The organism is Marinobacter antarcticus (assembly GCF_900142385.1).
Taxonomy (GTDB): Bacteria; Pseudomonadota; Gammaproteobacteria; order Pseudomonadales; family Oleiphilaceae; genus Marinobacter; species Marinobacter antarcticus.
In genome coordinates, this window is sequence record NZ_FRAQ01000001.1 from 704,208 (window position 1) to 730,137 (window position 25,930).

At 56.2% G+C, this 25,930-nt stretch carries 23 protein-coding genes; 13 read left to right on the forward strand and 10 right to left on the reverse strand.

Annotation, left to right across the window (positions count from 1 at the left end; genetic code table 11):
• The first annotated feature begins 72 nt into the window (after positions 1 to 72).
• The 3 genes from BUA49_RS03345 to BUA49_RS03355 all read left to right on the forward strand — a co-directional run bounded on the left by BUA49_RS03345 (position 73) and on the right by BUA49_RS03355 (position 2,958).
• A complete protein-coding gene (locus BUA49_RS03345; protein ID WP_072795511.1) occupies positions 73 to 1,083 on the forward strand; it encodes a DctP family TRAP transporter solute-binding subunit in 1,011 nt (336 codons plus the stop codon).
• Between the two features lie 86 nt (positions 1,084 to 1,169).
• Entirely contained in the window at positions 1,170 to 1,664 is a 495-nt protein-coding gene (locus BUA49_RS03350) for a TRAP transporter small permease (RefSeq protein WP_072795513.1), read from the forward strand.
• On the forward strand, positions 1,654 to 2,958 hold the full coding sequence (locus tag BUA49_RS03355) for a TRAP transporter large permease (protein WP_072795514.1): 1,305 nt from the start codon (positions 1,654 to 1,656) through the stop codon (positions 2,956 to 2,958). Before BUA49_RS03350 ends, BUA49_RS03355 begins: the two co-directional genes overlap by 11 nt.
• A 14-nt stretch (positions 2,959 to 2,972) precedes the next feature.
• Here the strand turns inward: BUA49_RS03355 and BUA49_RS03360 are convergent, their stop codons facing one another.
• Positions 2,973 to 3,350 (reverse strand): thiol-disulfide oxidoreductase DCC family protein, encoded by a 378-nt coding sequence (locus BUA49_RS03360; RefSeq protein WP_072795515.1) that lies wholly within the window; start codon positions 3,348 to 3,350, stop codon positions 2,973 to 2,975.
• 178 nt (positions 3,351 to 3,528) lie between these two features.
• Here BUA49_RS03360 and ahpC point away from each other — a divergent pair, with 178 nt between their 5' ends.
• Positions 3,529 to 4,092 carry an alkyl hydroperoxide reductase subunit C gene (ahpC, locus tag BUA49_RS03365; RefSeq protein WP_072795516.1) on the forward strand — a complete coding sequence of 188 codons (564 nt, stop codon included), beginning with the start codon at positions 3,529 to 3,531 and terminating at the stop codon, positions 4,090 to 4,092.
• Positions 4,093 to 4,197: 105 nt separating this feature from the next.
• On the opposite strand, the gene BUA49_RS03370 is transcribed toward ahpC, so the two are convergent.
• Both BUA49_RS03370 and BUA49_RS03375 read right to left on the reverse strand, forming a co-directional pair.
• Entirely contained in the window at positions 4,198 to 7,050 is a 2,853-nt protein-coding gene (locus BUA49_RS03370; RefSeq protein ID WP_072795517.1) for a cation-translocating P-type ATPase, read from the reverse strand.
• Between the two features lie 76 nt (positions 7,051 to 7,126).
• Complete coding sequence (locus BUA49_RS03375; RefSeq protein ID WP_072795518.1) at positions 7,127 to 7,858, reverse strand: DUF3581 family protein; 732 nt, start codon at positions 7,856 to 7,858, stop codon at positions 7,127 to 7,129.
• A 266-nt stretch (positions 7,859 to 8,124) separates the two neighbouring features.
• Between BUA49_RS03375 and ahpF the strand changes: the two genes are divergently transcribed.
• Both ahpF and BUA49_RS03385 read left to right on the forward strand, forming a co-directional pair.
• A complete protein-coding gene (ahpF, locus tag BUA49_RS03380; RefSeq protein WP_072795519.1) occupies positions 8,125 to 9,705 on the forward strand; it encodes an alkyl hydroperoxide reductase subunit F in 1,581 nt (526 codons plus the stop codon).
• Positions 9,706 to 9,892: 187 nt separating this feature from the next.
• A complete protein-coding gene (locus BUA49_RS03385) occupies positions 9,893 to 10,660 on the forward strand; it encodes a type 2 periplasmic-binding domain-containing protein (protein WP_072795520.1) in 768 nt (255 codons plus the stop codon).
• A 24-nt stretch (positions 10,661 to 10,684) separates the two neighbouring features.
• Here BUA49_RS03385 and BUA49_RS03390 read toward each other — a convergent pair whose 3' ends face one another.
• The 3 genes from BUA49_RS03390 to BUA49_RS03395 form a co-directional block, all read right to left on the reverse strand.
• Positions 10,685 to 11,347 (reverse strand): transglutaminase-like domain-containing protein, encoded by a 663-nt coding sequence (locus tag BUA49_RS03390; RefSeq protein WP_072795521.1) that lies wholly within the window; start codon positions 11,345 to 11,347, stop codon positions 10,685 to 10,687.
• 109 nt (positions 11,348 to 11,456) lie between these two features.
• Positions 11,457 to 12,191: a TrmH family RNA methyltransferase gene (locus tag BUA49_RS17615; RefSeq protein WP_139248734.1), complete on the reverse strand. Its 735-nt coding sequence runs from the start codon at positions 12,189 to 12,191 to the stop codon at positions 11,457 to 11,459.
• Entirely contained in the window at positions 12,188 to 13,825 is a 1,638-nt protein-coding gene (locus BUA49_RS03395; RefSeq protein ID WP_139248735.1) for an NAD(P)/FAD-dependent oxidoreductase, read from the reverse strand. Before BUA49_RS03395 ends, BUA49_RS17615 begins: the two co-directional genes overlap by 4 nt.
• A gap of 170 nt (positions 13,826 to 13,995) precedes the next feature.
• On the opposite strand from BUA49_RS03395, the gene rlmE reads away from it, so the two are divergent.
• The gene (gene rlmE, locus BUA49_RS03400) at positions 13,996 to 14,616 is read left to right on the forward strand and encodes a 23S rRNA (uridine(2552)-2'-O)-methyltransferase RlmE (RefSeq protein ID WP_072795522.1); all 621 of its coding nucleotides are present in this window, start codon (positions 13,996 to 13,998) and stop codon (positions 14,614 to 14,616) included.
• Positions 14,617 to 14,689: 73 nt separating this feature from the next.
• On the opposite strand, the gene BUA49_RS03405 is transcribed toward rlmE, so the two are convergent.
• The gene (locus BUA49_RS03405; protein WP_072795523.1) at positions 14,690 to 15,847 is read right to left on the reverse strand and encodes an iron-containing alcohol dehydrogenase; all 1,158 of its coding nucleotides are present in this window, start codon (positions 15,845 to 15,847) and stop codon (positions 14,690 to 14,692) included.
• A gap of 217 nt (positions 15,848 to 16,064) precedes the next feature.
• A complete protein-coding gene (locus tag BUA49_RS03410; RefSeq protein ID WP_072795525.1) occupies positions 16,065 to 17,102 on the reverse strand; it encodes a histone deacetylase family protein in 1,038 nt (345 codons plus the stop codon).
• A 157-nt stretch (positions 17,103 to 17,259) separates the two neighbouring features.
• On the opposite strand from BUA49_RS03410, the gene BUA49_RS03415 reads away from it, so the two are divergent.
• Together BUA49_RS03415 and BUA49_RS03420 are read left to right on the forward strand one after the other, a co-directional pair.
• Positions 17,260 to 17,550, forward strand: a complete 291-nt coding sequence (locus tag BUA49_RS03415; RefSeq protein WP_072795526.1) for an encapsulin-associated ferritin-like protein — start codon at positions 17,260 to 17,262, stop codon at positions 17,548 to 17,550.
• 15 nt (positions 17,551 to 17,565) lie between these two features.
• On the forward strand, positions 17,566 to 18,276 hold the full coding sequence (locus BUA49_RS03420) for an SGNH/GDSL hydrolase family protein (RefSeq protein ID WP_072795528.1): 711 nt from the start codon (positions 17,566 to 17,568) through the stop codon (positions 18,274 to 18,276).
• A gap of 34 nt (positions 18,277 to 18,310) precedes the next feature.
• Here BUA49_RS03420 and BUA49_RS03425 read toward each other — a convergent pair whose 3' ends face one another.
• Positions 18,311 to 19,384 carry a transporter substrate-binding domain-containing protein gene (locus BUA49_RS03425; protein ID WP_072795530.1) on the reverse strand — a complete coding sequence of 358 codons (1,074 nt, stop codon included), beginning with the start codon at positions 19,382 to 19,384 and terminating at the stop codon, positions 18,311 to 18,313.
• Between the two features lie 195 nt (positions 19,385 to 19,579).
• On the opposite strand from BUA49_RS03425, the gene BUA49_RS03430 reads away from it, so the two are divergent.
• The 4 genes from BUA49_RS03430 to mrtJ all read left to right on the forward strand — a co-directional run bounded on the left by BUA49_RS03430 (position 19,580) and on the right by mrtJ (position 23,656).
• The gene (locus tag BUA49_RS03430) at positions 19,580 to 20,035 is read left to right on the forward strand and encodes a DUF302 domain-containing protein (RefSeq protein WP_072795532.1); all 456 of its coding nucleotides are present in this window, start codon (positions 19,580 to 19,582) and stop codon (positions 20,033 to 20,035) included.
• A gap of 104 nt (positions 20,036 to 20,139) precedes the next feature.
• The gene (locus BUA49_RS03435) at positions 20,140 to 21,444 is read left to right on the forward strand and encodes a hypothetical protein (protein WP_072795534.1); all 1,305 of its coding nucleotides are present in this window, start codon (positions 20,140 to 20,142) and stop codon (positions 21,442 to 21,444) included.
• A gap of 279 nt (positions 21,445 to 21,723) precedes the next feature.
• Positions 21,724 to 23,040 (forward strand): DEAD/DEAH box helicase, encoded by a 1,317-nt coding sequence (locus tag BUA49_RS03440; protein WP_072795536.1) that lies wholly within the window; start codon positions 21,724 to 21,726, stop codon positions 23,038 to 23,040.
• Between the two features lie 139 nt (positions 23,041 to 23,179).
• Positions 23,180 to 23,656 carry a JDVT-CTERM system glutamic-type intramembrane protease MrtJ gene (gene mrtJ / locus BUA49_RS03445; protein ID WP_072795538.1) on the forward strand — a complete coding sequence of 159 codons (477 nt, stop codon included), beginning with the start codon at positions 23,180 to 23,182 and terminating at the stop codon, positions 23,654 to 23,656.
• Between the two features lie 62 nt (positions 23,657 to 23,718).
• Here mrtJ and BUA49_RS03450 read toward each other — a convergent pair whose 3' ends face one another.
• Complete coding sequence (locus tag BUA49_RS03450) at positions 23,719 to 25,875, reverse strand: choice-of-anchor O protein (RefSeq protein WP_072795540.1); 2,157 nt, start codon at positions 25,873 to 25,875, stop codon at positions 23,719 to 23,721.
• Positions 25,876 to 25,930 lie beyond the last annotated feature (55 nt).

Genomic DNA, 25,930 nt, shown 5'->3' on the forward strand with positions numbered 1-25,930 from the left:
TACTCCCTCAATACTGCGGCGTGTCCTTTGCCCAGTCGTGGTCTCACACCTACCAACAAAAAGGAAAACAAGATGCTGAAATCCCGCTCATTGATCGCTGTTGCTGCGGCTACACTGCTGCTTAGTTCTGTGGCGCACGCGCAATACAAAGATGAATACACGGTTTCTACCGTACTGCCGTCGGCGTTTCCCTGGGGGCAAGCTGCGGATAAGTGGGTTGAACTGGTGAAAGAGCGCTCTGAAGGGCGTATTAACATGAAGATTTACAGCAATTCCCAGCTGGTTTCCGGGGATCAGACCAAAGAATTTTCTGCCATGCGCTCAGGGCTGATCGATATGGCCGTGGGTTCTACCATCAACTGGTCTCCCCAGGTTCCGCAACTGAACCTTTTTTCCCTGCCATTTTTGATGCCGGATAACGCCGCCATTGATGCAATCACCCAGGGTGATGCGGGCAAGGCCGTGTTCGAAGCGATTGAAAAGCGTGGCGTAACGCCGCTGGCCTGGGGCGAGAATGGCTTCCGCGAGCTGTCCAACTCCAAGCGTGCAATCAGCGAACCTGCGGATCTGGAAGGCCTGAAAATCCGCGTGGTAGGCTCGCCTCTGTTCCAGGATACCTTCAGCGAGCTGGGCGCTAACCCAACCCAGATGAGCTGGGCGGATGCCAAGCCGGCACTGACTACCGGTGCGGTCGATGGCCAGGAAAACCCGTTGTCGGTTTTTGATGTGGCGCGTATTGATCAGGTAGGGCAGGAACACCTCACACTGTGGCATTACATGGCCGACCCGCTTGTGTTTGCCGTCAGCAACCGTATATGGGGCCAGTTCAATGCTGAAGACCAGGCGCTCCTGAAGCAGGCCGCTGTTGATGCCGGTAAGTGGGAAATCGAAAAATCCCGTGCCGAGCTTGCGGACACGCTGCAGGCCATCAAGGATCGCGGTGTAACGGTGACCGAGTTGACTCAGGCGCAGCACGATGCGTTTGTGAAGGCTACCCTGCCGGTCTACGAAAAATGGATACCGCGCATTGGCGAAGATCTGGTGAAGCAGGCTCAGTCTGCTGTTGCCAACCGCAAGCAGTAAAACGTACCTGTCAGATTGCCTGCTAGAGAGCCCGTCGGATCCGGTGGGCTCTTTGTGTCAGGGTAGCTGTCTGAAATGGAGTATTCATGCCCTCCCGACCCCCGAAGTTCCGGCCGGAAGCCTGGCTGGCGTCTCTGGCGCTGATTGCAATCTGTGTGATCAGCCTGGGCAACGTGATTGTCCGCTATACCACAGATGCCTCCTTTGCGTTCACCGAAGAGTTCTCGGTATTTCTTCTGGTTGTGCTCACCTTTGCCGGCGCGGCTGTGGCCGCCCGCAATAACCAGCACATTCGCATCGAGCTGATCGAGCATTATCTGCCGCCTTCCGCCCTGAAGGGGCTGTTTGTTCTGCAGTGGCTGGTGGGCGTGGCGGTTTTTGGCGTAACTGCCTGGTATGGAAGTACGTTTGCGATGCAGGAATACAACTGGGAGTCTTTGTCCCCTGGGTTGGGGCTGCCAAGCTGGATCTATGTCATCTGGCTGCCGATGCTGTCGGTTGCGATCATTATCCGGATAACTCAAAACCTCGTTGACCGTCTGCGCGGCAAGAAAGATCCGGAGGTCATTCATGAGTCCTGACCTGTTGATGATAGGGAGTTTCCTGCTGGCGTTGCTGCTGGGTGTTCCGGTTGCCATTGCGCTGGGATTCGGCGGGTTGGTGGGGATTCTCTTCGGCTTGTCTCCCGACATGCTTGCCACATTCGGCACCAATACCTACAACAGCGTGGCGAAGTATCCGCTGATCGCGATACCGTTGTTTATTCTCACCGGCCTTATTTTTGAACGTGCCGGGGTGGCCGCCAGTCTGGTGCGCTTTGCTCAGGCGATTATTGGGCCGCGCCACGGCAGCCTGACCGTTGTGGCCGTTCTTGTTTGCCTGATTATGGGTGGTATGAGCGGCTCCGGGCCTGCGGATGCGGCTGCGGTGGCTATGGTAATGCTGCCCAGTATGCGTAAGGCGGGTTATCCGCAACCATTTTCTGCCGCTTTGATTGCGGCATCGTCGTCTACCGCTATCCTGATACCGCCTTCTATCGCGTTGATTCTGTACTCCATCGTGGTGCCCGGAGTGGATTTGCGGGCGCTTTTTGCGGCCGGGTTGTTTCCGGGCATTCTGGCGGGCTTGTCGTTATTGGTGCCAGCGCTGTATCTCGCCCGCAAGTTCGGCTGGGAGAACCCCGAAACCACTGAGCGCCCGCCGTTCTGGCCCAGTTTCAAAGCGGCACTGCCGGCATTGTTTGCGCCGGTGATTATTCTCGGCGGCCTGCGCTCCGGGTTGTTTACGCCGACAGAAGCTGCTGTGGTTGCAGTTGCCTACGGCGTGCTTGTGGGCTGTCTGGTATACCGCAACCTGAGTTTGCGCAGTCTGTTTGAACTGATGACAGACGCTGCGGTGACCTCCGGGGTGGTTATGCTGATTATTGCGCTGGCGGGTATTTTTGCCTGGGCAGGAACCACACTGGGCACCTTTCAGCATCTGGCGGATGCGCTGTTATCCCTTTCAGAAAACAGCTGGGTGTTGCTGAGCCTGGTAATGGTGCTTGTGTTGATTGCAGGCATGCTATTGGATGCGGTATCGATCTATCTGATCCTCATCCCCATCGTATTGCCGCTGATGAACCATTTTGAATGGAACCCGGTGTGGTTCGGCATCCTGCTGGCTATGAACATCGCCATTGGCCAGTTCACCCCGCCGGTGGCAGTCAACCTAATGGTTACAACACGTATTGCTGATATTCGCCTGGAACATACCATAGGCTGGGCGTTGATCTTCATTGCCGCGATGAGCGTAAGCCTGCTGCTGGTGGCGCTGATGCCGGGTATTGCACTCTGGCTTCCGGAAAAACTCGGCTATGTTGTAGGGCCGTGGTAAGCAGGGCGCGCCGGCTAGCGCGGCGGCAAATCACAGCCCTGCTTGCAGCGCGAACGAAAGCGTAAGCGGGCAAACACATGGTAGGCTCGATTTACCAGGCCAACCAGATGCAGTTTTTTCAGCACGGTTGCCAAGTGGCGATAGCCGGGCAGTTCCTGCCACACCACCACAAAGGCGTGGGCACCGGATTGCAGATTGCCTGCGCTGTCTACCGCGTGAATGACCTTCATGGCGTCGATGTGGCTAAGCTGGTACTGCGCCAGGGCAGTGTCGCTGGCGAAAATATCCTGCCAGTCAACGCGCGCCTGCTGATCCACCTTGCGGTAGTGGTCAATTTCGCGGCGGCATAACGGGCACTGGCCATCGTAGAACAAAATTGGTTTTGTGGGCATTGCACTACCTTTGCTCGGATTTTGTTGAATTTACGTTGGCAAAGGTAAAATGTACTCATGAAGGGTGTTAATAGCATTAGGCTATTGCTTACTTGGGCATAATCAATTTTCGTTAAGCACGCAAGATCATTATAGTCACGGTCATACACTAACCCACAGACGACAAGGGGAATATCCGATGGGTATCATCAACTCTGAAATCAAACCGTTTAACGCAACCGCTTTCAAGCAGGGCGAGTTCGTTGAAATCTCCGAGGCAGACGTAATTGGCAAGTGGTCTGTGTTCTTCTTCTACCCGGCTGATTTCACCTTTGTATGCCCTACCGAGTTGGGCGACGTTGCTGACAAGTACGAAGAGCTTCAGAAGATGGGCGTTGAAGTATTCTCTGTATCCACAGACACCCACTTCACCCACAAAGCATGGCACGACAGCTCCGAGACCATTGGCAAGATCAACTACTTCATGGTTGGCGACCAGAACGGCAGCATTACCAACAACTTTGGTGTGATGCGTGAAGGCCAGGGCCTGGCAGACCGTGCTACTTTCCTGATCGATCCGGATGGCATCATTCAGGCCGTGGAGATCACCGCAGAAGGCGTCGGTCGTGATGCGTCTGAGCTGATGCGTAGGGTTAAGGCCGCTCAGTACGTTCGCAAGCATCCGGGCGAAGTTTGCCCCGCCAAGTGGAAGGAAGGCGAAGCGACACTGTCTCCTTCACTGGATTTGGTTGGCAAGATCTAAGGCTCCTTTTAACAGGGATCCAAACAGTACAGGCTCGTTTTACGGGCCTGCTACTACCAGAAAACCCCGGATTTCCGGGGTTTTCTGCGTTCAGGAGAAAGCAGATTAAACGCTGCTTGCAGCTGCTGAGCCAGCCTTACTCTTTTGCAGGCGGATGATCAGTTTGCTCAGTTCCCGCAGCCACAATACGGAGCTTGCAACGGCGGTGCAGAACAGCCAGTCCTCAAGGCTGAGGCTGACTGTGGAAAAGGGTTTCTGCAGGATGGGCAGATAGACCACCGCCATTTGCAGCAACAGTGACGCGCCCACCGCAGCCCACAGCCAGAGATTGGAGAACAGCCCAATGAAGGCACTTTGTTCGTCAGACCGCGAAATAAACACGGTAAACATCGAGAACAATACCAGAGTGGTGAAGACCATGGTCTGGCCGTAGGCCAGACTGCCTGTGCCAGCTATCAGGCCGCCAGGCATTGAGGCGTCGAGAACGAAAAGAGTGCCGGCTGCGGTGATAATGCCTACGGAAACGATTCCGGCCCACATGCCACGCGTTAGTATCCCTTCTCCACGAGGTCTTGGTGGTTTGGTCATTGCCTCCTCATCGCCCGGATCCAGCCCGAGCGCCAGAGCTGGTGCGCCATCGCTGACCATATTGATCCAGAGGATCTGTGTTGCCAGCAGGGGCAGAGCCAGGCCGGCGCCGTTTGCGGTCAACCCGATCACATCGGCCAGAAGCACACCAAAGAACATGGTCAGTACTTCGCCAATGTTGGATGACAGCAGATAGCGCAGGAACTTGCGGATGTTGGCGAAAATTGTGCGGCCTTCCTCCACGGCAGCAACGATGGTGGCGAAGTTGTCGTCTGCCAGAATGATGTCCGAGGCCTTGCGGGACACATCGGTGCCGGTAATGCCCATGGCTATGCCGATATCCGCTGTCTTCAGGGCGGGTGCATCGTTCACACCATCGCCGGTCATGGCGACGATGTTTTTGCCATTCTGCAGAGCCTTGACGATGCGCAGTTTATGCTCCGGATTAACCCGGGCATAAACGGAGACCTCCTGAACGGTCTGGTGCAGTACTTCATCCGTCATGGCGTCAATTTCCGCCCCGGTGACGGCACGGCTATCCGTACAAATGCCCAGCTCCGCACCTATAACAGCGGCTGTAATCGGATGATCGCCGGTGATCATCACGGGCCGGATGCCAGCACTTCGGGCCAGGGCAACGGCCTCTTTGGCTTCTTCCCGGGGCGGGTCGATCATGCCGATAAGGCCGGCGAAGATAAGATCTTCCTCGAGGTTCTCGTCGATATTCTCTGGTTCGAATCCATCCTCCGGCAGGTACCGGGCCGCAACACCCAGTGTGCGCAGCGCTTCACCGGCCAGCTGTTCGTTGGCTTGCAGAATCTCGGAACGGCGTTCCGGCGTTAAAGGGCGGCTACTGTCGCCAACGCGTTCCTGGTTGCAGTGGCCGAGAAGAACATCCGGGGCGCCCTTGGTAAATACCTGAATGTGTCCTTGATGTTGGCTGTCGGTATGAAGCGTGGACATCATTTTTCGTTCTGATGAGAACGGAACTTCACCAACCCGTTCATAACGGGCGTCCAGTATGGCTTCCGTCAGCCCTACTTTTCGGGCAGCAACCGCCAGAGCACCTTCGGTGGGATCGCCCTGAACGGTCCACAGGCCTTCGTCTTCTTGCAAAACGGCATTGGTTGCACGGTCGCCGACGGTCAGGGCTTGCTCCAGCTCCAGGCGCAAGGGCTCGCTGATCGTGTCTGCATCGTTACTGGCGGATGTGCCGTGCAGGGTAACGTCGCCTGTTGGCTCATACCCTGTGCCGCCCAGGGCGATTCGGCCGCTGGCTGTAACGATGGCCCGCACGGTCATTTCATTGCGGGTGAGGGTGCCGGTTTTGTCGGAGGCGATCACATTGGCGGCGCCCAGAGTCTCCACCGCTGCCAGGTGGCGCACAATGGCATTGCGACGTGCCATGCGCTGAACCCCCAGGGCGAGGACCGCGGTTACTATGGCCGGCAGGCCCTCGGGCACGGCAGCTACCGCGAGAGCGACGCCAAGAATCAGAACATCGAACAGGGCGGAAAAACCGGTGACGTGATCCACCAGGATAATGGTGAAAATCATCACCACAGCAATTACAATCACCACCAGCCCCAGCATTTTTCCTACCCGGGCCAGATCCTGTTGCAGTGGGGTGGTCTCGGGCGGTGCCTGCTCCAGCATGCCGGCAATCTGGCCCATCTGGGACTGCATGCCGGTTGCTGTCACCACCGCGGTACCACGGCCATAGGTGACCGTGGTACCGCTGAAAATCATGTTCTGACGGTCACCGATAGGGGCATCGTCGATGATGGTTTCAGGGTCTTTGGATTCGGGAAGGCTTTCACCGGTCAGTGTAGCTTCAGAGGTTTGCAGGGAAACGGACTGAATCAGGCGGCTGTCTGCGGGAATCGTATCGCCTTCTTCCACCAGGATAATATCGCCGGTTACCAGCCCGGCCGCTGGAATGCTTTGCTGTTCGCCATCCCGTATCACCCGGGCCTGGGCGGCAGACATTTGCTGTAATTCTGCCACGGCCTGTTCTGCACGCGCCTGCTGGACATAACCCATAGCCGCGTTAAAAAGAACGATGGCCAGAATCGCAATGGCCTCATAGGGCAGAGGGGACTCTCCCTCTATCAGCCACAGACCTAAGGAGATCGCTGCGGCGATCAGAAGTAAAATAACCAGGGTATCGGTGAATTGGGCGAGTACTTTGCGCCAGCCGGGCACTGGCGGTGCAGCGGTCAGCTCGTTCGGACCATCACGCTCCAGGCGGATACTGGCTTCATGGCCGTCAAGGCCCTGTTGCTCGGTGGTTCCCAAAGCGGAGATGACGGCATCGGAAGATAATCGATAAGCTGCTAACGTCTCTCCCGGCGAACGTTCGCTGGTCATGGCTATTCATCCTTGTGATTGCGAAGTTCATAAGGATCATTGTAACCATAAATCTTGTATGAAAAGACGATCTGTATCAGGAACTCGCTGTTTCGATACCGTACCGGGATCCACGTGCTTTCAGACGATAGAACTCTTCAATGACACCGTCCATGGCATCCTGGCTGTAAGGCCGTAGACCACCCAGTACCAAATGCTTCGCTACTTCACCCACGGGCTTGCCATCAGAGATCAGGCGGTAATCAAGAGTGACATTGCCGCGCTTGCCATTCGCTTCCAGGTTGGCGCTATGCAGTTCCAGCTCCGGTGAGGCGGCATCCAGCCGATCCAGAGTAAGGCTCATGCTCGCGTACATCACCATGGGGCGATCCGGATTGAACATCACGTCCTTGGATTCCATCAATGGCTTCAGTGTGTGGGGGAAGTTCTTGCCGGAGGCGGATACGTAGCAGCGGATAAATTCCTCAACAACGCGCTCATCCCGAGTTACATCGCCACTGCGCGTTACTTCGATATAAACCTTGCCATTCTGATCGCACACTTCAATGGTTTCGTCACCGCTTTCCCGGAACTCCAGTGGTATGCCGCCGCCCAGCAGGGCGCGGAACTGGAAGGTCATGTGCCGGGAAAGTCCGAAGCGTGAAACCACCACAGCAAAAAGCAGGTCTCCGGGAACACAGAACCGGCGGGCATCGGGATCGTGGATCGGATTGAAATCTCCGGCTACTTCCTTGGCGAACAGGCTGGCCTGGGATGCGGAAATATGTACGCGTCCGTCCTGGATTGAGTGAAAACGGTCTGGAAACATGTGCTGCTTGTCCTGAGTGCAAAGGGTGACGCCGCAGCGTCCTTCAATATGGTACCGATGTCGGGCGTGTATGGATATGCGCTATTTGTCCATTCACCGCGAGGTAAATGACCTTGTCATAGCAGTTTCCTATCAATTGGTTTGGGTCAATTAATTTGAGCATTCGATTGCCAGCCCGTATCGTTTGGTTATAACCGAATCGAAGATCATTTTGAATTCAGCAATTCAAACGATCAGTCTAAAGAATCCTGAAGGAGAATCCTTACATGTTGGATGCCAATATCAAGCAGCAGCTCAAAGCGTACATGGAAAAACTGCAGCAGCCGATTGAGCTGGTCGCAGCCTACGATGATGGTGATAAATCCCGGGAGTTGAGGCAACTTCTGGAAGAAATCGAGCCGATGTCCGAAAAGATCAGCCTGCGTACGGAAGAGTCGAATGACGTGCGTCGCCCATCTTTCGCGATAAATCGCATTGGTACAGATGTGGGTGTTCGCTTCGCGGGCATCCCCATGGGGCACGAATTTACCTCTCTGGTTCTGGCACTGTTGCAGGTGGGTGGCCACCCATCCAAGGCTTCTCAGGAAGTCATCGAGCAGATCCAGCAACTGGACGGCAACTTTGAGTTTGAAACCTACTTTTCTCTATCGTGCCAGAACTGCCCGGATGTGGTTCAGGCCCTGAACCTGATGAGCGTTCTGAACCCGGGCGTTCGCCACACGGCTATCGATGGTGCCTTGTTCCAGGATGAAGTGGAAAAGCGCGAGATTATGGCGGTACCAAGTGTTTACATGAATGGTGAACCCTGGGGCCAGGGGCGTATGACGCTTGAAGAGATTGTGTCCAGGCTCGACACCAAATCCGATGAGAAAGAAGCTGAGAAGATCAACCAGAAAGACACCTTTGAGGTGCTGGTGATCGGTGGCGGCCCGGCTGGCTCAGCGGCTGCCATTTATGCTTCCCGTAAAGGTATTTCCACCGGTATCGCAGCCGATCGCTTCGGTGGTCAGGTAGCCGACACCATGGGTATCGAGAACCTGATTTCTGTGCCCTACACCGAAGGCCCCAAGCTGGTTGCAGCCATGGAGCAGCACGTGAAAGAGTACGACGTGGATATCATGAATATGCAGCACGCTGAGAAGCTGATCCCGGCTGCCAAGCGTGGAATGCCTCATGAGATCCGTCTGGCTAATGGTGCATCGCTCAAAGCTCGCACGGTTGTGCTGTCCACCGGCGCTCGCTGGCGCCCGCTGGGTGTGCCGGGCGAGGATGAATACCGCAACAAGGGCGTGGCCTACTGCCCGCACTGTGACGGCCCGCTCTTCAAGGGCAAGCATGTTGCCGTGATTGGTGGCGGTAATTCAGGCGTGGAAGCGGCTATCGACCTGGCCGGTATTGTTGGTCATGTGACACTGATTGAGTTTGGTGCCGAAATGCGGGCTGACGATGTGCTGCAGAAAAAGCTGCGTAGCTTGAATAACGTGGACATTATCACTTCTGGCCAGACCACCGATATTGTCGGTGAGAACGGCAAGGTGAACGGCCTGAACTACACAGATCGCAATACCGGAGAAAGCCACCATGTGACTCTGGAAGGTGTGTTCATACAGATTGGCCTGGTACCAAACACCGAGTGGCTGAAAGGCGATATTGAGCTGAGTCCGCATGGTGAAATTATCATCAACGACCGAAACGAGACTTCAATTCCCGGGGTCTTTGCGGCCGGCGACGCCACTACAGTGCCGTTCAAGCAGATTGTGATTTCCATGGGTGAAGGTTCAAAGGCGGCCTTGAGCGCCTTCGACTTCCTTATCCGTAATTCTGTGGATGAGAGCGAAGCAGCGTAAACCGGTTCTCAGCCGCTCAACCAGAGTAAAGCAAAGGGCACCGGAGAGATCCGGTGCCCTTTGCTGTTGGGCAGTGATTTTCGGGAGGTTTAACTCGTTATTCCTGCTACGCTGGGAGGGGCTTGCCATACTCTTTGCCTGTGTGACAATAGGCATTCATTGCATTTCACGGACTGACGCTCTCACTATGAAACGCTCGGCTCCCTATCTGGTTGCAGTTATGCTCTGCTCCCTGGCCTTGTGCAGTTATGCTCATTCGGCAGAGCCGATCCGCGTGGCTGTCCCCGATATTTCCAATCTGTTGAACGAGAATCAGACTGGCGTCTACCAGAAAATCATGCAGCGCGCCCTGAAAACGCTGGATATCGATATTCAGGAGGCGTTTTACCCCTACAAACGCACCAGACTGGTTTTTGAGCAAGCCAGAGCAGATTGCATCTACTCATTCACGGAAGTGCTCAAGGATCGACTCGGCGACGATGCGGTCATTGCGAGTTTTCCGTTGGGGAGGTTCAGCTACCACCTCTTTTCTTTGAAGGATAAAGAGCCTCCGATAAGTCTCGATGCTCTTGAGGGGAAAAGGCTGGGGGGCGTGATTGGCCATGAGGCCTACCTGAGCCCGATTCTGGAAGGTCGAAACATTGACGTCATCTGGACAAGACATGAAGCTCTGAATGTTGCCATGCTGGAGTATGGCCGTTTCGATACCATGATCGCGGCCATTCCCGACATCCGGCCATACCTGGACAAGCTTTCTTACGCTCCGGAGTATTCGTTATTTGAGAGCTACGACCGGCTTACCTGCCACAATACGGAACGCAATCGGGTGTTTTTAAAAGCGTTGTCTGCAGAGTTGAGACGCCTCAAGAAGGCCGGCTACTATCAGGAAATCGCCGGCCCGCTGTTTGTGGATTTTGATGAGGAGAAGGTCAAGGATGAAATGTTGCTGAACTGACAGCTTCTGGGAATCCTGATCGGGTTACTGCCGGATATCCTCTGCCAGACTGCCCTTAACCTGATCCGCGCTATTGTCCTTGAACAGATGCCCGTAAGCGGACTTTATTCCAGCCAGTATGAAGTCGTGGGGAACGTCGTCGAAAACACCGTGATCATTCACGTATTCCATATGCGCTTCACCGGTCTCGGTGTATTCCTGGAATACGGAGTCGTTTACACCGTCAAATACCAGAGGCTCTACGTTCATCAACTCGCACAGCTGCTTGTTGAAAGCCGGCGTGGCCTTCACCCAGCGACCATTCAAGTAGAGTTCGATAAACCCATGCATGCGAAAAATGTCTGACTGGAGCCATTCGATCAGTTTCGGGCTGGACAGATGGTTGCGTACATCGGCCAGGCCGAGACGGCTTGGAATACCGAGATATCGAGCCGCCGCACCCAGAAGGACAGCTTTGGGGATGCAATAGGTTTCGCCGCTGCTGAGGGCAAAACTGGCGCTGAAGGTTTCCGGTTCGGTACGGAATACGTAAGGGTTGTAAGCAATACCGTCTCGCACCGCCAGGTACAGGACCTTGGCCTGCTCAACCGGATCACTGGCCACGCCTTCGAGCTGCTTGTCGATCCAGGCTTCGAGCTCGGGCTGGTTGTAATCGAAGAAGGCAGTGGGTTGAAGATAGCGTTCCATAATCGGGCATCCGGTTCAGGGTGTCAGGCTTCGATCATCGCCAATTAGCAAGCTACAGGCAATGGCGATAACCACCAGGATGATTGCCGAAATGGACCACGTCTGCTGGTCAGGAGCTTCGAACCAGCTCATAAGCACACATATTGACTGCCGAGGCCAGGTTGAGGGATTCGATCTCGCCGTTGCCCGGAATGGTGTAAGGCGTTGCCGCGAGCTGAGCCAGCGCTTCGTGCGGAACGCCCCGGGCTTCGTTACCAAACAGGTAGCAATCGTGCTGGCTGAAAGTCTCCTCTGTCAGTTTGTCACCGTTCAGATCGAGACAGGCAACTGAGTTGTAGCGGCTGCTCAGACAGTCCAGGGGTACCTCGGTTTCCAGCGGTACGTGGAAGATAGCGCCCATGCTGGCGCGCACCACTTTCGGGTTGTAAGGGTCGACGCTGCCGGGGCTCAGAAGGCAGCGAAAGCCGCCGAACCAGGCCAGGGTGCGCAAAATCGTTCCGAGGTTACCCGGGTCTTGAACTTCGTGCAGGTAAATGGCTTTTTCACCAGTTTCCACTACTGGCTCAACGTCGTTATCCGGCATGGGGACCACGGCCAGAATCCCCTGGGGCGTGCGGGTATCGGCGAGCTGCGCCATCTGGCGTTCATTGACGTGATGGGTTCTGAACGGGCTTGGCCAATGCTCAAACGCAGCGGTTACATACAGCTCGGAGGCTTCCAGCGCGGGCTGGCGGGCTGCGGCTTTTTGCAGCTCCAGCACCAGATGTTCGCCCTCGACCAGATAGTGGCCCAAGGCCTGTCGGTATTTTTTCTGGTGCAGTTTCTTGATGTCGTCCAGCTTCACGATGGGGTTTCGCTGTTGGTTTCCAGGTCTTCCAGCATGGCTTTGGCCAGCGCTTCGGCAACCTTGATGCCGTCCACGCCGGCCGAGAGAATGCCGCCCGCATAGCCTGCACCTTCGCCCGCCGGATACAGGCCTCGGGTATTAAGACTTTGCAGGCTGGTGCGGTCCCGGGTGATGCGCACCGGTGAGGAGGTGCGGGTTTCGATGCCGGTCAGGATGGCGTCGTCCCGGTCGAAGCCCCGGATCTGCTTGCCGAAAGCTGGCAGAGCCTCGCGGATGGCCTCGATGGCGTAGGCAGGCAGGGAGGACGCGAGGTCGCCCAGCTTGATGCCGGGCTTGTAGGAAGGCTCGACGTCGCCCAATTCGGTGGAGGGTTTGCTTTTGATGAAATCCCCCACCAGCTGGGCGGGCGCGCAATAATCACTGCCGCCAAGCGTGTAGGCCAGGGATTCCAGCGTCTCCTGCAGATCCACGCCGGCCAGCGGGCCGCCCGGAAAGTCTTCTTCCGGGTGCACCGCCACCACAATACCTGCATTGGCGTTGCGCTCATTGCGGGAATACTGACTCATACCATTGGTGACGACTCGCCCCGGCTCTGAAGTTGCAGCCACCACTGTGCCCCCCGGGCACATGCAAAAACTGTAAACCGCCCGCCCGTTACTGGCGTGGTACACCAGTTTGTAGTCCGCAGCCCCCAGGGCAGGATGACCGGCGTATTTGCCCAGACGAGCGTTGTCGATGAGCGATTGTGGGTGCTCAATGCGAAAGCCTATGGCAAAGGGTTTGGCTTCAATAAATACACCGTTCCGATGGAGCATACGGAAGGTATCTCGCGCGCTGTGACCGAGCGCCAGAACCACATACCGGCTGTTAAGGCGTTCGCCGTTCGCCAGCTCCACGCTTTCAATGCGGCCATCGCGAATGTGCATGTCGGTGACTTTGCTTTCAAAGCGGATCTCTCCGCCCAGGCGGACGATTTCCTCTCGCATAGTGGACACGACGCCCGTCAGCCGGAAGGTGCCGATGTGGGGCTTGCTGACGTACAGGATTTCTTCGGGCGCACCGGCCCGGATAAACTCATGCATTACCTTACGACCAAAGAACTTCGGATCCTTGATCTGGCTGTATAGCTTGCCGTCCGAGAACAGGCCTGCGCCGCCTTCACCAAACTGAACATTGGACTCCGGCGATAACTGCTTTTTGCGCCATAGCGCCCAGGTGTCCTTGGTGCGGCGGCGCACGTCCTTGCCGCGCTCGAGCACAATGGGTCGGAACCCCATCTGGGCGAGAATCAGGGCGGCAAACAACCCACACGGGCCGAATCCGATCACGACCGGGCGTTCGGTGAGGCCAGCGGGTGCTTGTGCAACCGGGTAATAACCGGTATCTGGCGCCTGTCGTATGTGCTGGTCTTTTTCAAACCGGGCCAGAATGGCGTCTTCGTTCCGAGCGTTCAGATCAATGATGTAAACGAATTTGATCTCGGTGTTTTTTTTGCGGGCGTCGTAGCTGCGCTTGAACACAGTGAAGTCCGCCAGGTCGGCGTCGGCGATGCCCAGGCGCTCGAGGATAGCGGGCCGCAAGGCACTTTCGGGATGGTCCAGCGGCAGCGCCAGTTCGGTAAGGCGGATCATAGTGCGTCCTGCCCGGCTCTGACCGCCGATGGCGGGCTGGTTGCCGGGTATAAAGAGATCGGAGAATGTTGCGGCAATTGTACGTGCGCTCGCCCCGGTTGTCAGGGTTTTGCCGCAGGCGGGCCTGACACGTAGAATAGTTGGCTGGCTTTCCCTTTCGATGAGTCCCTATGGCCCGATCCAAAAGCAGTAACCGCTGGCTTGAAGAGCACGTGAACGACCCCTTCGTGAAACAGGCGCAGGTAGATGGCTATCGCTCACGAGCCAGTTACAAGCTTCTTGAAATCAACAAGAAGGACAGGCTGATTCACCCCAACATGGTGGTGATGGATCTCGGTTCTGCGCCGGGTGGCTGGTCACAGGTGGCGGCTAATCTGGTGGGCCACAAGGGCAGGGTTCTGGCCTCCGACATACTGCCTATGGACGCCATTGCCGGTGTGGAGTTCATCCAGGGCGACTTCACTGAGAATTCGGTGTTTGACGCCATCATGGAGACTCTTGGCGATAGCCTGGTGGATGTGGTGATTTCTGATATGGCGCCGAACATCAGCGGGGTGACGGTGGCCGACCAGGCATCGTCGATGTATCTGGTGGAGTTGGCGCTGGATATGGCCAGCCAGGTGCTCAAACCCAAAGGCAGTTTTGTGGCCAAGGTGTTCCAGGGCGAAGGCTACGAGGATTACCTGAAAGCCACCAGGGCCGTGTTCGACAAGGTAGTGGCGCGCAAGCCGGATTCTTCTCGCTCTCGCTCCAGGGAAGTCTATATTGTTGGCAAGGGATTCAAGGGCTGAAAAACCGCGACCGTCTGCGCAAAAAAAGGGGCACCTGTAATCACAGGGCCCCGCAAAAGGACAACGTTTTTGCTTACAGGCTTGCCTGAAGTACCCGGCGGCACACATCCGGTGTGACATCACCATGTTCACCAAGCGCCACCATTCCGTGGTTTTCCAGGCTTTGGATCAACGGCTCAATGTGGTTCTCGCCAAGGTCATAATCGCCAAGGCGAGTCTTGACGCCGAGCAATTCAAAGAACGCCTGGGTCTTGGCAATGGCGGCTTCGGCTCTTTCCTCAGCACTGCCTTCACGGATATTCCAGACGCGTTCGCCGTACTGAACCAGCTTGTCGAGTTTGGCGGCCTTGCGCTCGCGCAGCATGGACGGCAACACAATGGCGAGGGTCTGGGCGTGATCAAGATTATGCAGAGCCGTCAGCTCATGGCCTAGCATATGGGTGGCCCAATCCTGCGGCACACCGCTGCCGATCAGGCCATTCAGGGCCAGTGTCGCGGTCCACATCAGGCTGGCTCGTACCTCGTAGTTCTCGGGTTCAGCCAGGGCTTGCTCACCAATTTCGACCAGTGTCAGCAGCAGGCCTTCTGCGAAGCGATCCTGTACCGGCGCCTGGGCTGGATAGGTCAGGTATTGCTCAACCACATGGACGAAGGCGTCAACGACACCATTACCTACCTGGCGCAGCGGCAGGGTGTAGGTCTTCGTGGGATCGAGCACTGAGAACTGCGGGAACACGAAATCGCTATGAAACGGCAGCTTTGCCTTCAGCGATCTGCGAGTGACAACCGCGCCTTTGTTCATCTCGGATCCCGTGGCAGGCAGAGTTAGCACGGAGCCAAAGGGCAGGGCACGCTCAATGTTGTTGCCACCCTGGAGCAGAATGTCCCATTCGTCTCCTTCGAAGACGGCTGCGGCGGCCACAAACTTGGTGCCATCGATGACGGATCCGCCACCAACGGCGAGCAGAAAGTCGATGCCCTGCTCACGTACCTGGGCAACCGCTTTCATCAGCGTCTCGAAGCTCGGGTTCGGCTCGATGCCTCCAAACTCTGTAACCTGACGGTTGCCAAGGGCCGATGTCACTTCATCCAGGGTGCCAGTGCGTCGTGCGCTCTCGCCACCGAACAGCACGAGCACTTTGGCGTCGTGGGGTACCAACTGGTCAAGCTCGGCAACTTTACCTTCGCCAAAGGCGATGCGGGTCGGGTTATAAAAGTTGAAGTTGTTCACGTGTGATCCTTAATGTTGGGTCAGTAAATAAAAAGTAGACCGGTCGTCTAGCGACAAGGCAAAAAATAATGCCTGTTGGCCCGTTGTTTATAACGGCTTGCCTGGTTCCTGATCAGCCCGATAACGTTTGGTCAGCAGGTGTTGGCAAGTGTCTTTATGTCGATGTATGACTCGATAATAAAGATGATTAGACCGGTCGTCTAGTAGTTGTTATCCCTTACTTATGTTTCTTACCTTCAAAACCTTGCATGACATTCACGGCATTGACGCCAATGGCATCGACGCCGTAACCGCCCTCCATGGTGAACACCGTGGGGAATCCGAGCTGTTCAATACGTTTTCCCAGGGACAGATAGTCCGCCGATTTCAGTTTAAAGAATGAGATCGGATCGTCTTCAAAGGTATCCACGCCCAGAGCGATGACCAGTGCGCCCGGCTGAAAAGCTGCAATGCGTTCGCAGGCGGTTTCCAGGCCCTGGCTCCAGACGCCATAGGGTGTTCCCGGAGGATAAACAATGTTGAGGTTATAGCCTTCACCCTCGCCTTCACCGGTTTCATCCTCGAAACCGAGGAAGTGAGGGAATGCCAGGTCGGGATCGCCATGCAGGCTGATGGTCAGCACATCACTGCGATCATAGAAGATGGCCTGGGTACCGTTGCCGTGGTGAAAATCCAAATCGAGAATCGCCACCCGCTGGTATCCCTGATCGCGAAACGCCTGTGCGGTGATGGCGGCATTGTTGAAAAAACAGTAACCGCCGAACAGGTCAGCGTGGGCATGGTGGCCGGGCGGGCGGCACAGGGCAAAGACGGCACGCTCGCCGTTGGCCACCAGTTTCTGGGCCGTCAGTGCTACATTTGCAGAGGCGCAGGCCGCTTCCCAGGTGCCATCAGAGATCGACGTTTCGGCCGCAAAACTGTAATAGCCAAGGCGGCCGTCTATGTCTTTGGGCATCCGGGCACGCATGCCGCGGCCGCACCAGACTGCGGGGATGGCTTCGCCGGGCTTGCCTGCAGCTACCCAGTCCGCCCAGCAGTGTTCGAGAAACTCCACATAGTCTGGTTTGTGCACCCGCTTTACTGGTCCCAGACCAAACTCTTCTGGCTCAAGCACCTCGCCCAAGGTTTGCGATTTCACTCGCGCAAGAATGGTTTCTACCCGGGACGGCTTTTCATGGGGCTCGATCAGAATGCCGCCATCCAGTTCGGTTTTGACGGAGCGGAGGTGATGCAGTGGTGAGAAAACGGTTTTCATGTCGCGGATACCCGGGTCGGCTTGGTGCCTGACTTTGCCACAGGATGTGCAGTGGCTCAAACGACCCCCGGGTGTTTAAGAGCTAAATTTTCGGTTATTGTTGGATAGTGTCATTGTTGTAAAAATACCCCACCGACTTTTAAAGAAGGATCCAGTTATGGCGAGCGACAGTTATCACGAACCGGTAGGCGAACTGACGGATGAAACCCGCGAAATGCATCGTGCCGTTAGCTCTCTGATGGAAGAATTTGAAGCGGTGGACTGGTACAACCAGCGTGTGGACGCTTGCAAGGATCCCGAGCTGAAAAGGATTCTTGAACACAACCGCGACGAGGAAAAAGAACACGCAGCCATGGTGCTGGAGTGGATCCGCCGCAAGGATCCGATGATGGACAAGCACCTGAAAACGTTCCTGTTTACGGAAGGCCCGATTGGCCACCACGACTGACTGGACGTAAACGCTGTGTTGTACCCTTTGTCGACGCTTGCGCTGGCCCCTGTTCTTATTGGCCAAGGACGTTATGTGCGCCGGGTAACGCCGCGTTTGCCGGAGCCTGAGGGCGAACGCCAGGGCAGCGTTGGCGAAGGGCCGGAACTCCGGCTGCTTATTCTCGGTGATTCGGCTGCCGCCGGCGTGGGCGTGAGTAATCAGCAGGATGCGCTGGCGGGCCAGCTGGTCAGCAAACTGGCTACAGATCATCGTGTATCTTGGGCGTTGCTAGCGGGAACAGGCCGCACGGCTGCCGACGTTCTGGAAGCGCTCAACGCAGCGCCGGAAAACCACTATGACGTAGTGATCGTTTCCGTGGGTGTTAACGATGTCACCGGTCGCACCAGCACTCAGCAGTGGCTTTCGTTTCTGAACGAGCTTGCCGATCGCTTGGTAGACGGCATGGGCGCCACCCGAGTTCTTTTTACTGCCATTCCGCCCATGCATCTTTTCCCTGCCTTGCCTCAGCCCTTGGGCTGGTACCTGGGTATGCGGGCCAGGCAACTGAACGGGTTGATGGAAAGCGTCTGCGCCAGCCGTGGTAACGTTGAATACCTTTGCGTTTCCTTTCCCTTTGAGCCTGGTTTTATGGCCTCGGATGGCTTTCATCCCGGGCTGGATGCCTATCGGTTATGGGCAGAGCATTCTGCCAGAGCCATCCGCAGACGAGCTGTGCCATCCTGATTTCCAGCGCAGCTCGTGCCTAGGCCTTTAACGTTTATTCCTTACCCAGGTAGGCCGCTCGGATACCCTCCCAGCTATCGCCTTCTGTCACCCGAAGAACCTCTTGCGAGATCTGTGCCCGAAGCGGGCTGCCATCTGGCAGAGCCAGTGCGTAAAGCTGTTCTGCAAACACACCCGGGAGAACTGTCAGTTTTTGCTGTCCCAGCTGCAGGTTTCGGTACTGCATCAGGGCCCGGTCATACACGATGGCGTCTGTTTCACCTTTGGCTACCGATACCATGGCCGATGTGAGGTCCGGGTAGGTCTGGTAACGAACCCGTTGCTCTTCCAGGTAGCGCTGGCTTGCGGTGTTGGCAATGGTGGCTACTACCTTGCCGGGCAGATCGTCTGCGCCCTGGATCCCGGAGCGCAGGTTGCTCACAGTCAATGAGGATGTAATTGCCGCTGTAAAGCTTGCCACCATGATTAACCCGGCAAACATCCAGACCAGTCCGATTAGCCGGCCTGCAAGTGATACGGGTGCTTTATCACCGTAACCGACGGTGGTCATGGTAACGGCTGCCCACCAGAAACTGGAACCAATGCCCTCTGCTGCGGAGCCCCCGAACTGTTCCGGGTTGCGGTGCCGTTCAACCAGCCACAGCAGGAAGCCAACGCCCAGCAACAGAGCGCCCAGTGCGAGCACCGCGCTGAGAAACTGCCAGCTGATGAACGCCTTCAGGCTGCCAAGCAGGCTCTGCTCCGGCACGGGCGGTACAGCAATCGACAGGCCGGTCTGATAAAAAGGATGGCTAAAATCGAAACGGGTTTCCCGGTCGGCTGTCATGGTCAGGGCGCCGACAGCAACATCGATATCGCCGTTTTCCACAGCTTCGAGCAGTTCATTGAAGCCCAGTGGAACCCATTCAAACTCCCGCTCCATTCCCTCAGCAATGTCCTTCCAGAGGTCGATGCTGATCCCCTCCCAGCGACCATCGTCTGTTTGAATGACAAAAGGAGGCACATTGGTAATGCCAATCTTCAGAGGCGTTTGCACTTCCTGGGCGTGAACCTGACCGGAGATACTCAGAGCGAGTAAAAAAATGCAGAAAAGAATTCTTGTAGACATAGCTGTATGCGGCCCATGGCAGGGCCGCGCTCCTTGTTGTTTGTTGGCGGTCATTTTTTAAAGGCGAAACATACGATACCTACGTATTAACACGTAGTTAAATGAAAACACACTCCACAATCAATTATCCGGATCGCTTCATATGGCCTGAGTGGTCTAGTATGAAGTTTGTTTATCACAAAAAGGGAACGCCCAATGAACGCTTTCAGAATTATCGCTTTGCCCTTTATTTTCCTGCTGTGTTCGAGCGTGGCTCAGGCTGCAGATGGTCTGATCGTTGTTAAAAGTAGCCATAGCGTAGCGGCTACCGCTGACAAACTTGAAGCGGTTCTGAGTGAAAACGGCATGAAAATCATGAATCGCATCAACCATGCCGCCGGAGCCAAATCGGCGGGTATGGAGCTGCGACCGACCGAGCTGGTGATTTTTGGCAACCCGAAAGTGGGCACGCCACTGATGCAGTGTGCGCAGAGTGTGGCGGTGGACCTGCCCCAGAAAGCATTGATCTGGGAAGACGCAAGTGGGCAGGTCTGGCTCGGCTATAACGACCCGGAGTACCTGAAAGCCAGGCACTCCATAGAAGGCTGTGATGCTGTGCTGACAAAAGTGAGTGGAGCTCTGGCGAATTTTGCCAAGAGCGCAACCAATTGACAGGTAAATCCATAAGGAAGCTACCGGGATCATCATAATTGCGGATAGCCAGTAAAGCATTGAACCCCTAAGATCGCTCGCTTTGTCGCTTAGGAAGTTCATCCTTGCAGCTGATACGTTCCGCTCTTGCCTATATTGCCCTCATGGCTGCCATTCTCGCGCTGTTTCCCGGTATGGCCGGCCTTGGAGCCGGGGCGGTTAGCCTGGCTGTGATTCTGGGGTGGCAGGATATGCGCCGGGTACCCAGGGCCGTTTTTCTGGTGGCCGGTCTGGCTCTGGTGTTTGCTCTGGGGCGCGATCCTGCCCTGATCAGCTCGGCGGCTGGAAATATGAGCCGTCTGGCTGGTCTGATACTGGCTGTGATGCTGCTGTCCTCTGTGCTTAGCCGTACCAGTGACCTGCAGCAGATTTCGGCCAGCCTCTTCGGTGGCAAGCCTGTGGCTCGCTATCTGAGCCTGTCGTTCGGCACCTCTCTTGTTTCAATACCTCTGAATTTTGGCTCCGTGGCGGTTGTAGGCAGCCTGGTAGGTGAGCGTATGCGCAGCAGCGGTGACTCGCCGGCTACCCGCAATGCAACCCGTGCTGTGTTAAGAGGATTTGGTGTATCGCCCACGTTTTCTCCGCTATCGATTTCTGTGGTGCTTACCCTCACCCTGTTACCGGGGCTTGGCAGCCTTCAGCTGCTGTTATTTACCGTTCCGTTTTCCGTTGTGCTCGTGCTGTGCGGGCTGATCTGGCGTGAGCCAGAAATCGCTCAGGAAACCGGTTCGTCTGAGAGCAAAGTCGGCCTGGCTCCCTGGTTACGGTTTGGCGCTCTGATTCTGGCTATCTGTGCGGGTGTGTTCCTGCTCAGTCACCGGTATCAGCTCAGTTATGCCTATGCTGTAACCCTCAGCTGCATGGGTGCGGTTTTTGGTGCAAGGCTGCTGGCCTGGAGTCGGAAAACAAACCCGCCACTGGTCAATATGTCTAACGTCAGCAATGAGCTGGCTATTGTGGGCGGTTCTGCTTTTATTGGTTCAGTAATAAGCGGAGCGGTGCTTGGGCAGATCAGTGGTGATCCGAATGTGCCCACCTGGCTTTGGCCGGTTATCGCTGCCTGCGTGCCTTGGGTTTACTTTGTTGCTGGCCTGGCCGGCGTTAATCCCATTGTGGTTGGCACCCTCGCGGGCGGCGTTCTCGGCGTTATCTGGCCGGAAAACGCCCTGATTGGTCTGGGTTTCGGCATGGTAACGGGGTGGGGAATTACTGCCTTTGGAACCCCCTTTGCGGCCAACGCTCTTATTATGGAGCGTCTGACAGGCTATAGAGCCATGGATGCCTCCTTCCGCTGGAATCTCCGGCTGTCTCTGGGCGGCCTGACAGCAGCCAGCCTTCTGGCTGCCGGTATGACGGTTATGTTGCTATAAGGCGCTGGCTGGCAGCGAATTGTCTCTAATGGCCACCATAATCACTTATAGCTAATTCTCCGGGCCTCTGTTATGGTTCTTCGCATCCTGCCTCTAGGGATTCCGCAGTTTCAGGCTTACAGCCTTCTTGCGAACCATCCAAACGACCTGCCAGAGGACGTCACCCCGATAACGGCGCGTGACTGTAGTCGTCTTTTACTCCATGAATCTTCATGGCATCTGCCCGCATTCGCCGAGAACGGTGTTCGTGGAGGCAGAACAATCAAGAGTTGATCTTATATGAGTTTTTCTTCACTCGGTTTGTCCGAGCAGTTGGTCCGTGCAACCACCGACCAAGGTTATGAAACACCGTCCCCCATTCAGCTTCAGGCCATTCCTGCCGTACTTGCGGGCAAGGATGTTATGGCTGCAGCCCAGACGGGTACCGGCAAAACTGCCGGCTTTACACTGCCCTTATTGCAGCGCCTGGCTGAGAATCCCCGCACAGGCAAAGGCCCGCGTGCACTGATTCTGACACCTACCCGGGAACTGGCGGCGCAGGTTCACGACAGTGTGAATCTTTACAGTAAATACGTTCCTACCAAGGCCGCTGTGGTCTTTGGTGGTGTGAAAATCAATCCGCAGATGATGAAGCTGCGCAAGGGTGTGGATGTACTGGTCGCCACGCCAGGCCGCCTGATGGATCTCTATCAGCAGAATGCTGTGCGCTTCAACGAAGTGGAAATCCTGGTACTGGACGAAGCCGATCGCATGCTGGATATGGGCTTTATCCGTGACATCAAGAAAATTCTTGCGCTGCTGCCGGCCAAGCGCCAGAACCTGCTGTTCTCTGCGACTTTCTCCGGTGAAATCCGTGGCTTGGCCCAAGGCCTCCTGAATAACCCCGTGCAGATTGACGTGGCGGTCAGGAACACCACGGCTGAGAACGTGAAACAGTCGGTGTACTCGGTTGACCAGAGCCAGAAAACCGCTCTGCTGAGCAAGCTGGTGCGAGATAACAGCTGGGAACAGGTGCTGGTGTTTACCCGCACCAAACATGGTGCCAACCGCCTGACTCAGAAGCTGGAAAAAGACGGCATTACCGCAGTAGCCATACACGGCAATAAATCCCAGGGCGCTCGCACCCGGGCTCTGGCGGAGTTCAAGCAGGGCCAGGTAAGGGTACTGGTTGCCACCGATATCGCGGCCCGTGGCCTGGATATCAAACAGCTGCCCCAAGTGGTGAATTTTGAGATGCCTAACGTGCCGGAAGACTATGTACACCGCATCGGCCGGACTGGTCGAGCTGGTGAGAGCGGGCATGCGCTGTCACTGGTGAGTGCCGATGAAGGCAAGATGCTGGCGGGCATTGAGAAGTTGATCAAAAAGCAGCTGCCACGCAATGAAATGGAAGGCTTTGAGCCAAAGAACAACCTGCCCCTCAAACCTAAAGCCAAGGCGGATCCGAGCAAGGCTCGCAACCGCAATGGTGGCGGAAACGGCCGGCCCGATGGCAAGCCCCGCAGTTTTGGCGATAAACCCGGCGGGCGTAGTGGTGGCCGCAGTCAGAACGGCAATGGCCAGCGCGGACGTTCAGGCCAGAGCCAGAGTGCCTGAGGCCTTACAGGCTCCCAGGTAAGTGATGAAACAATGCGGAGCTTCGGCTCCGCATTGTTGTTTGTGGCGCCTGACTTTCCCATTGCAGATGCACTAGTATTCAGAGTTTAACTCTCTGCCGCAAAAGGTTTTCCCGCCCATGCATGAAAGCGCTTCTCTAAAGTCCCAGCTGGGGCTGACGCTCCCGAAGCGGCTGTTCGCGGACCGACAGTTTATACTGGCGTTAATCACAGGCTGCTGCCTGAGTGTGGTGGTTGGCGCGCTGGCAGGCGGGGATGCCCGCCTTGATACCAGCTGGATGGCGCTGGTTTCCCTGATTCTCTGGGCCCCGGTGGTTGAGGAAATTGCTTTTCGCGGTGTCGTGCAGGGTTATCTCAGTGACACCGCTTTTGGCAAACGTCATCTGGCGGGTCTCTCTTTCGCCAATCTTATCGCGGCGTTTCTGTTTGCGGCCTGGCACCTGGTTTACCGAACCGATCTGCTGGCCTGGCTGGTGTTTATTCCGGCCCTGGCTTTTGGTTACTTCCGGGATCGTCATGGGTCGTTGCTGCCTTGTGTGATTCTTCACGCAGCCTGGAACGCCGCTCTGTTGCCAGGTTGGTATCTGGTTTCCTGAGCGCCATTAAAAAACCCCGGCCTGATATCAGAACCGGGGTTTTTTGCTATTACCGATCGACTTTATGACCGGGCTTTTACTTTCCGTACTGTCAGGCCACCAATCGCCAGGGCGGTCAGCAGGAACAGAGTCGGGTCAAACGGAGCACCCGGGTTGTAGCTGCAACCGAAGACCGTGCCGCCGCTGTTGCTGCTGGAAGCGGTCGGAGTGTCGCCGCTGTCATCACCACCATCATCTGGAAGCTCGGTAGTCACCGCTTCGCGGTAAACAGCATGGGTGCCGTTGGCATCGTTCTCGTTCCAGACCACGAATAGCTCATTGCCTGCCGGTGTCATCCGGATCTGCGATTCGAAATCCTCGGCATCAGCAGCTTCGCCGGCAAAACGCACCACCGGGGTGACATAGGCACCTTTGTCTTCTGCACGAGCCGCGTAAAGATCCAGTTCGCTGGGCTCTTCCAGGCTCCACTCGGAAACGTTGGTCTGGGTACCCCAAGCCACATAATATTTGGCCTTGTCCTGACATTCCTCAAGATTGGTCGGGCACTTGGTTGTGTTGGTGCCCGGTGTTCCAACCAGGCGTGGTTCCCTTACATTGATACCGGTGTCGGTAATGTTGCTCAGATTTTCCGGGGCAGACCAGGTGCCGGCTGCTGCGTCGTAGTGACGAGTGTAGAAGTTGTAGTTCTTGGTATTGGTGTAGAGCAGTTCCGCCAGCACCGGCGTATAGGTGTAGCCGATGTAGAGATCATCGCCGCGGAGCAGGCCGCGATGGGCAATGGCGTTCTCTTCCACTTTCTGGTTGGTGTCATCCGATAGCGTAGAGGTGCCAATGTCGGCATCGGCAGTAGCCTGAGCGTCTTCGGTCCGGCTGCTCATGTTCAGCGCTGGCTGGTTGTTCAGAACGATGGCAGACGCATAATCGGACACGGCGCAGTTGGCACCAACCGCCGGCACCATTTCTGCTGAAGAGAAACCGTTGCCACCGTTCACAATGCCCTTGCGGAGCATGATGTCGGAAGGCCCGCCCTGAGTGAATTCACCTTCTTTCCAGAAAATACCAAGGCGCAGCCCGCTGGCAGTTCCGGGTTCTTTCTGCGGAACGAAGCGAACACGGCGCGCGTTCAGGGCAGGGTTGCTGATAATGCAGCCTGCCTGTTCTCCTGGCGTATTCCAGTCGAAGGTGTGGTAGCGGACGTACTTGCCTTCATCCAGTCCATCGGAGCCCTTGGTCTCTTCATAGGCAAGGATTACCTGTGGAACCAAAGCATCCAATGACCCCAACTGCAGTGCCATGTTGGCACGTGAGGCGCCGGCTGTGCCGCTCTCAATCTGGTCATCAGCAACAACATCACCTGCACTGTTCTTGATGACATTGAAGTTGCCGGAAGCGGTCTGGGCATCATAATTGTCGGTAACTCTGACCGGCGTGGTCCACATGCCCAGATCCTGGTCTGTCCAGCCGGCATCGGCGTAGCTGTACCAGATATCGGTGCCATGGCTCACATTGGCGCCGGAAGCGCCATCTCCCGGGCCATCTGCCTCGCCCAGCTGAAGTCCTCTTGGATCTTCTTGCCAAGTGATCGCCCACTCACCAGTACCAAGACCACGATGGACATCCTGTTTGGCATCACGTGCGCCGCTGGAGAGCTGTTCCGGCGCCGACCAGGTTGCGCCGTTATCGGAGCTGGACACGGTGTAGGCACAGCTGAAGGGAATTTCGCGGTTCTCCAGAGTCAGATAACTGACCGTCCGCTGGGCGCCGCCCGCACAATACTTATCGACCCAGGAAACCACAATGCGGGATCCGGCGTTGAAAATGTTGGGCTTGTCGGAGTCACCGGCAAACGCCATGGGTGTACCGTCACCGCTCCAGTCGGTGTCAATGGAAGACTGGCTGGCGGTGCCGGAAATGTTGACGGCGTCAGACCAGTTGGCCAGCTGATCGCAGTCGGCATCGCAATGTCGGGCAAAAATATCCCGGGCTGGCCGCTCGGCCTGTGCCTTGACGTCGTAAACGGTGTTGCCGTTCGGATCAAGGTAATCCCCGTAAACGGAAACCAGCCGACCGTTAGCCATCCTTACCAGTTTGGTTTTGCTTGCCCCGCCATTGGCGCTCAGCTGAACGCTATCACCAAAGCTCAGACCGGTTGCCCCCCAGGCCATTCCGGAAGAGCCAACCGCGGTTATCAATGCGCTAGCAAGTAGTGTTTTTTTCATCTTTTTAACCTCTATACCCAATTTCAGATTGCTGGTGTACGGCTTGCAATAAATT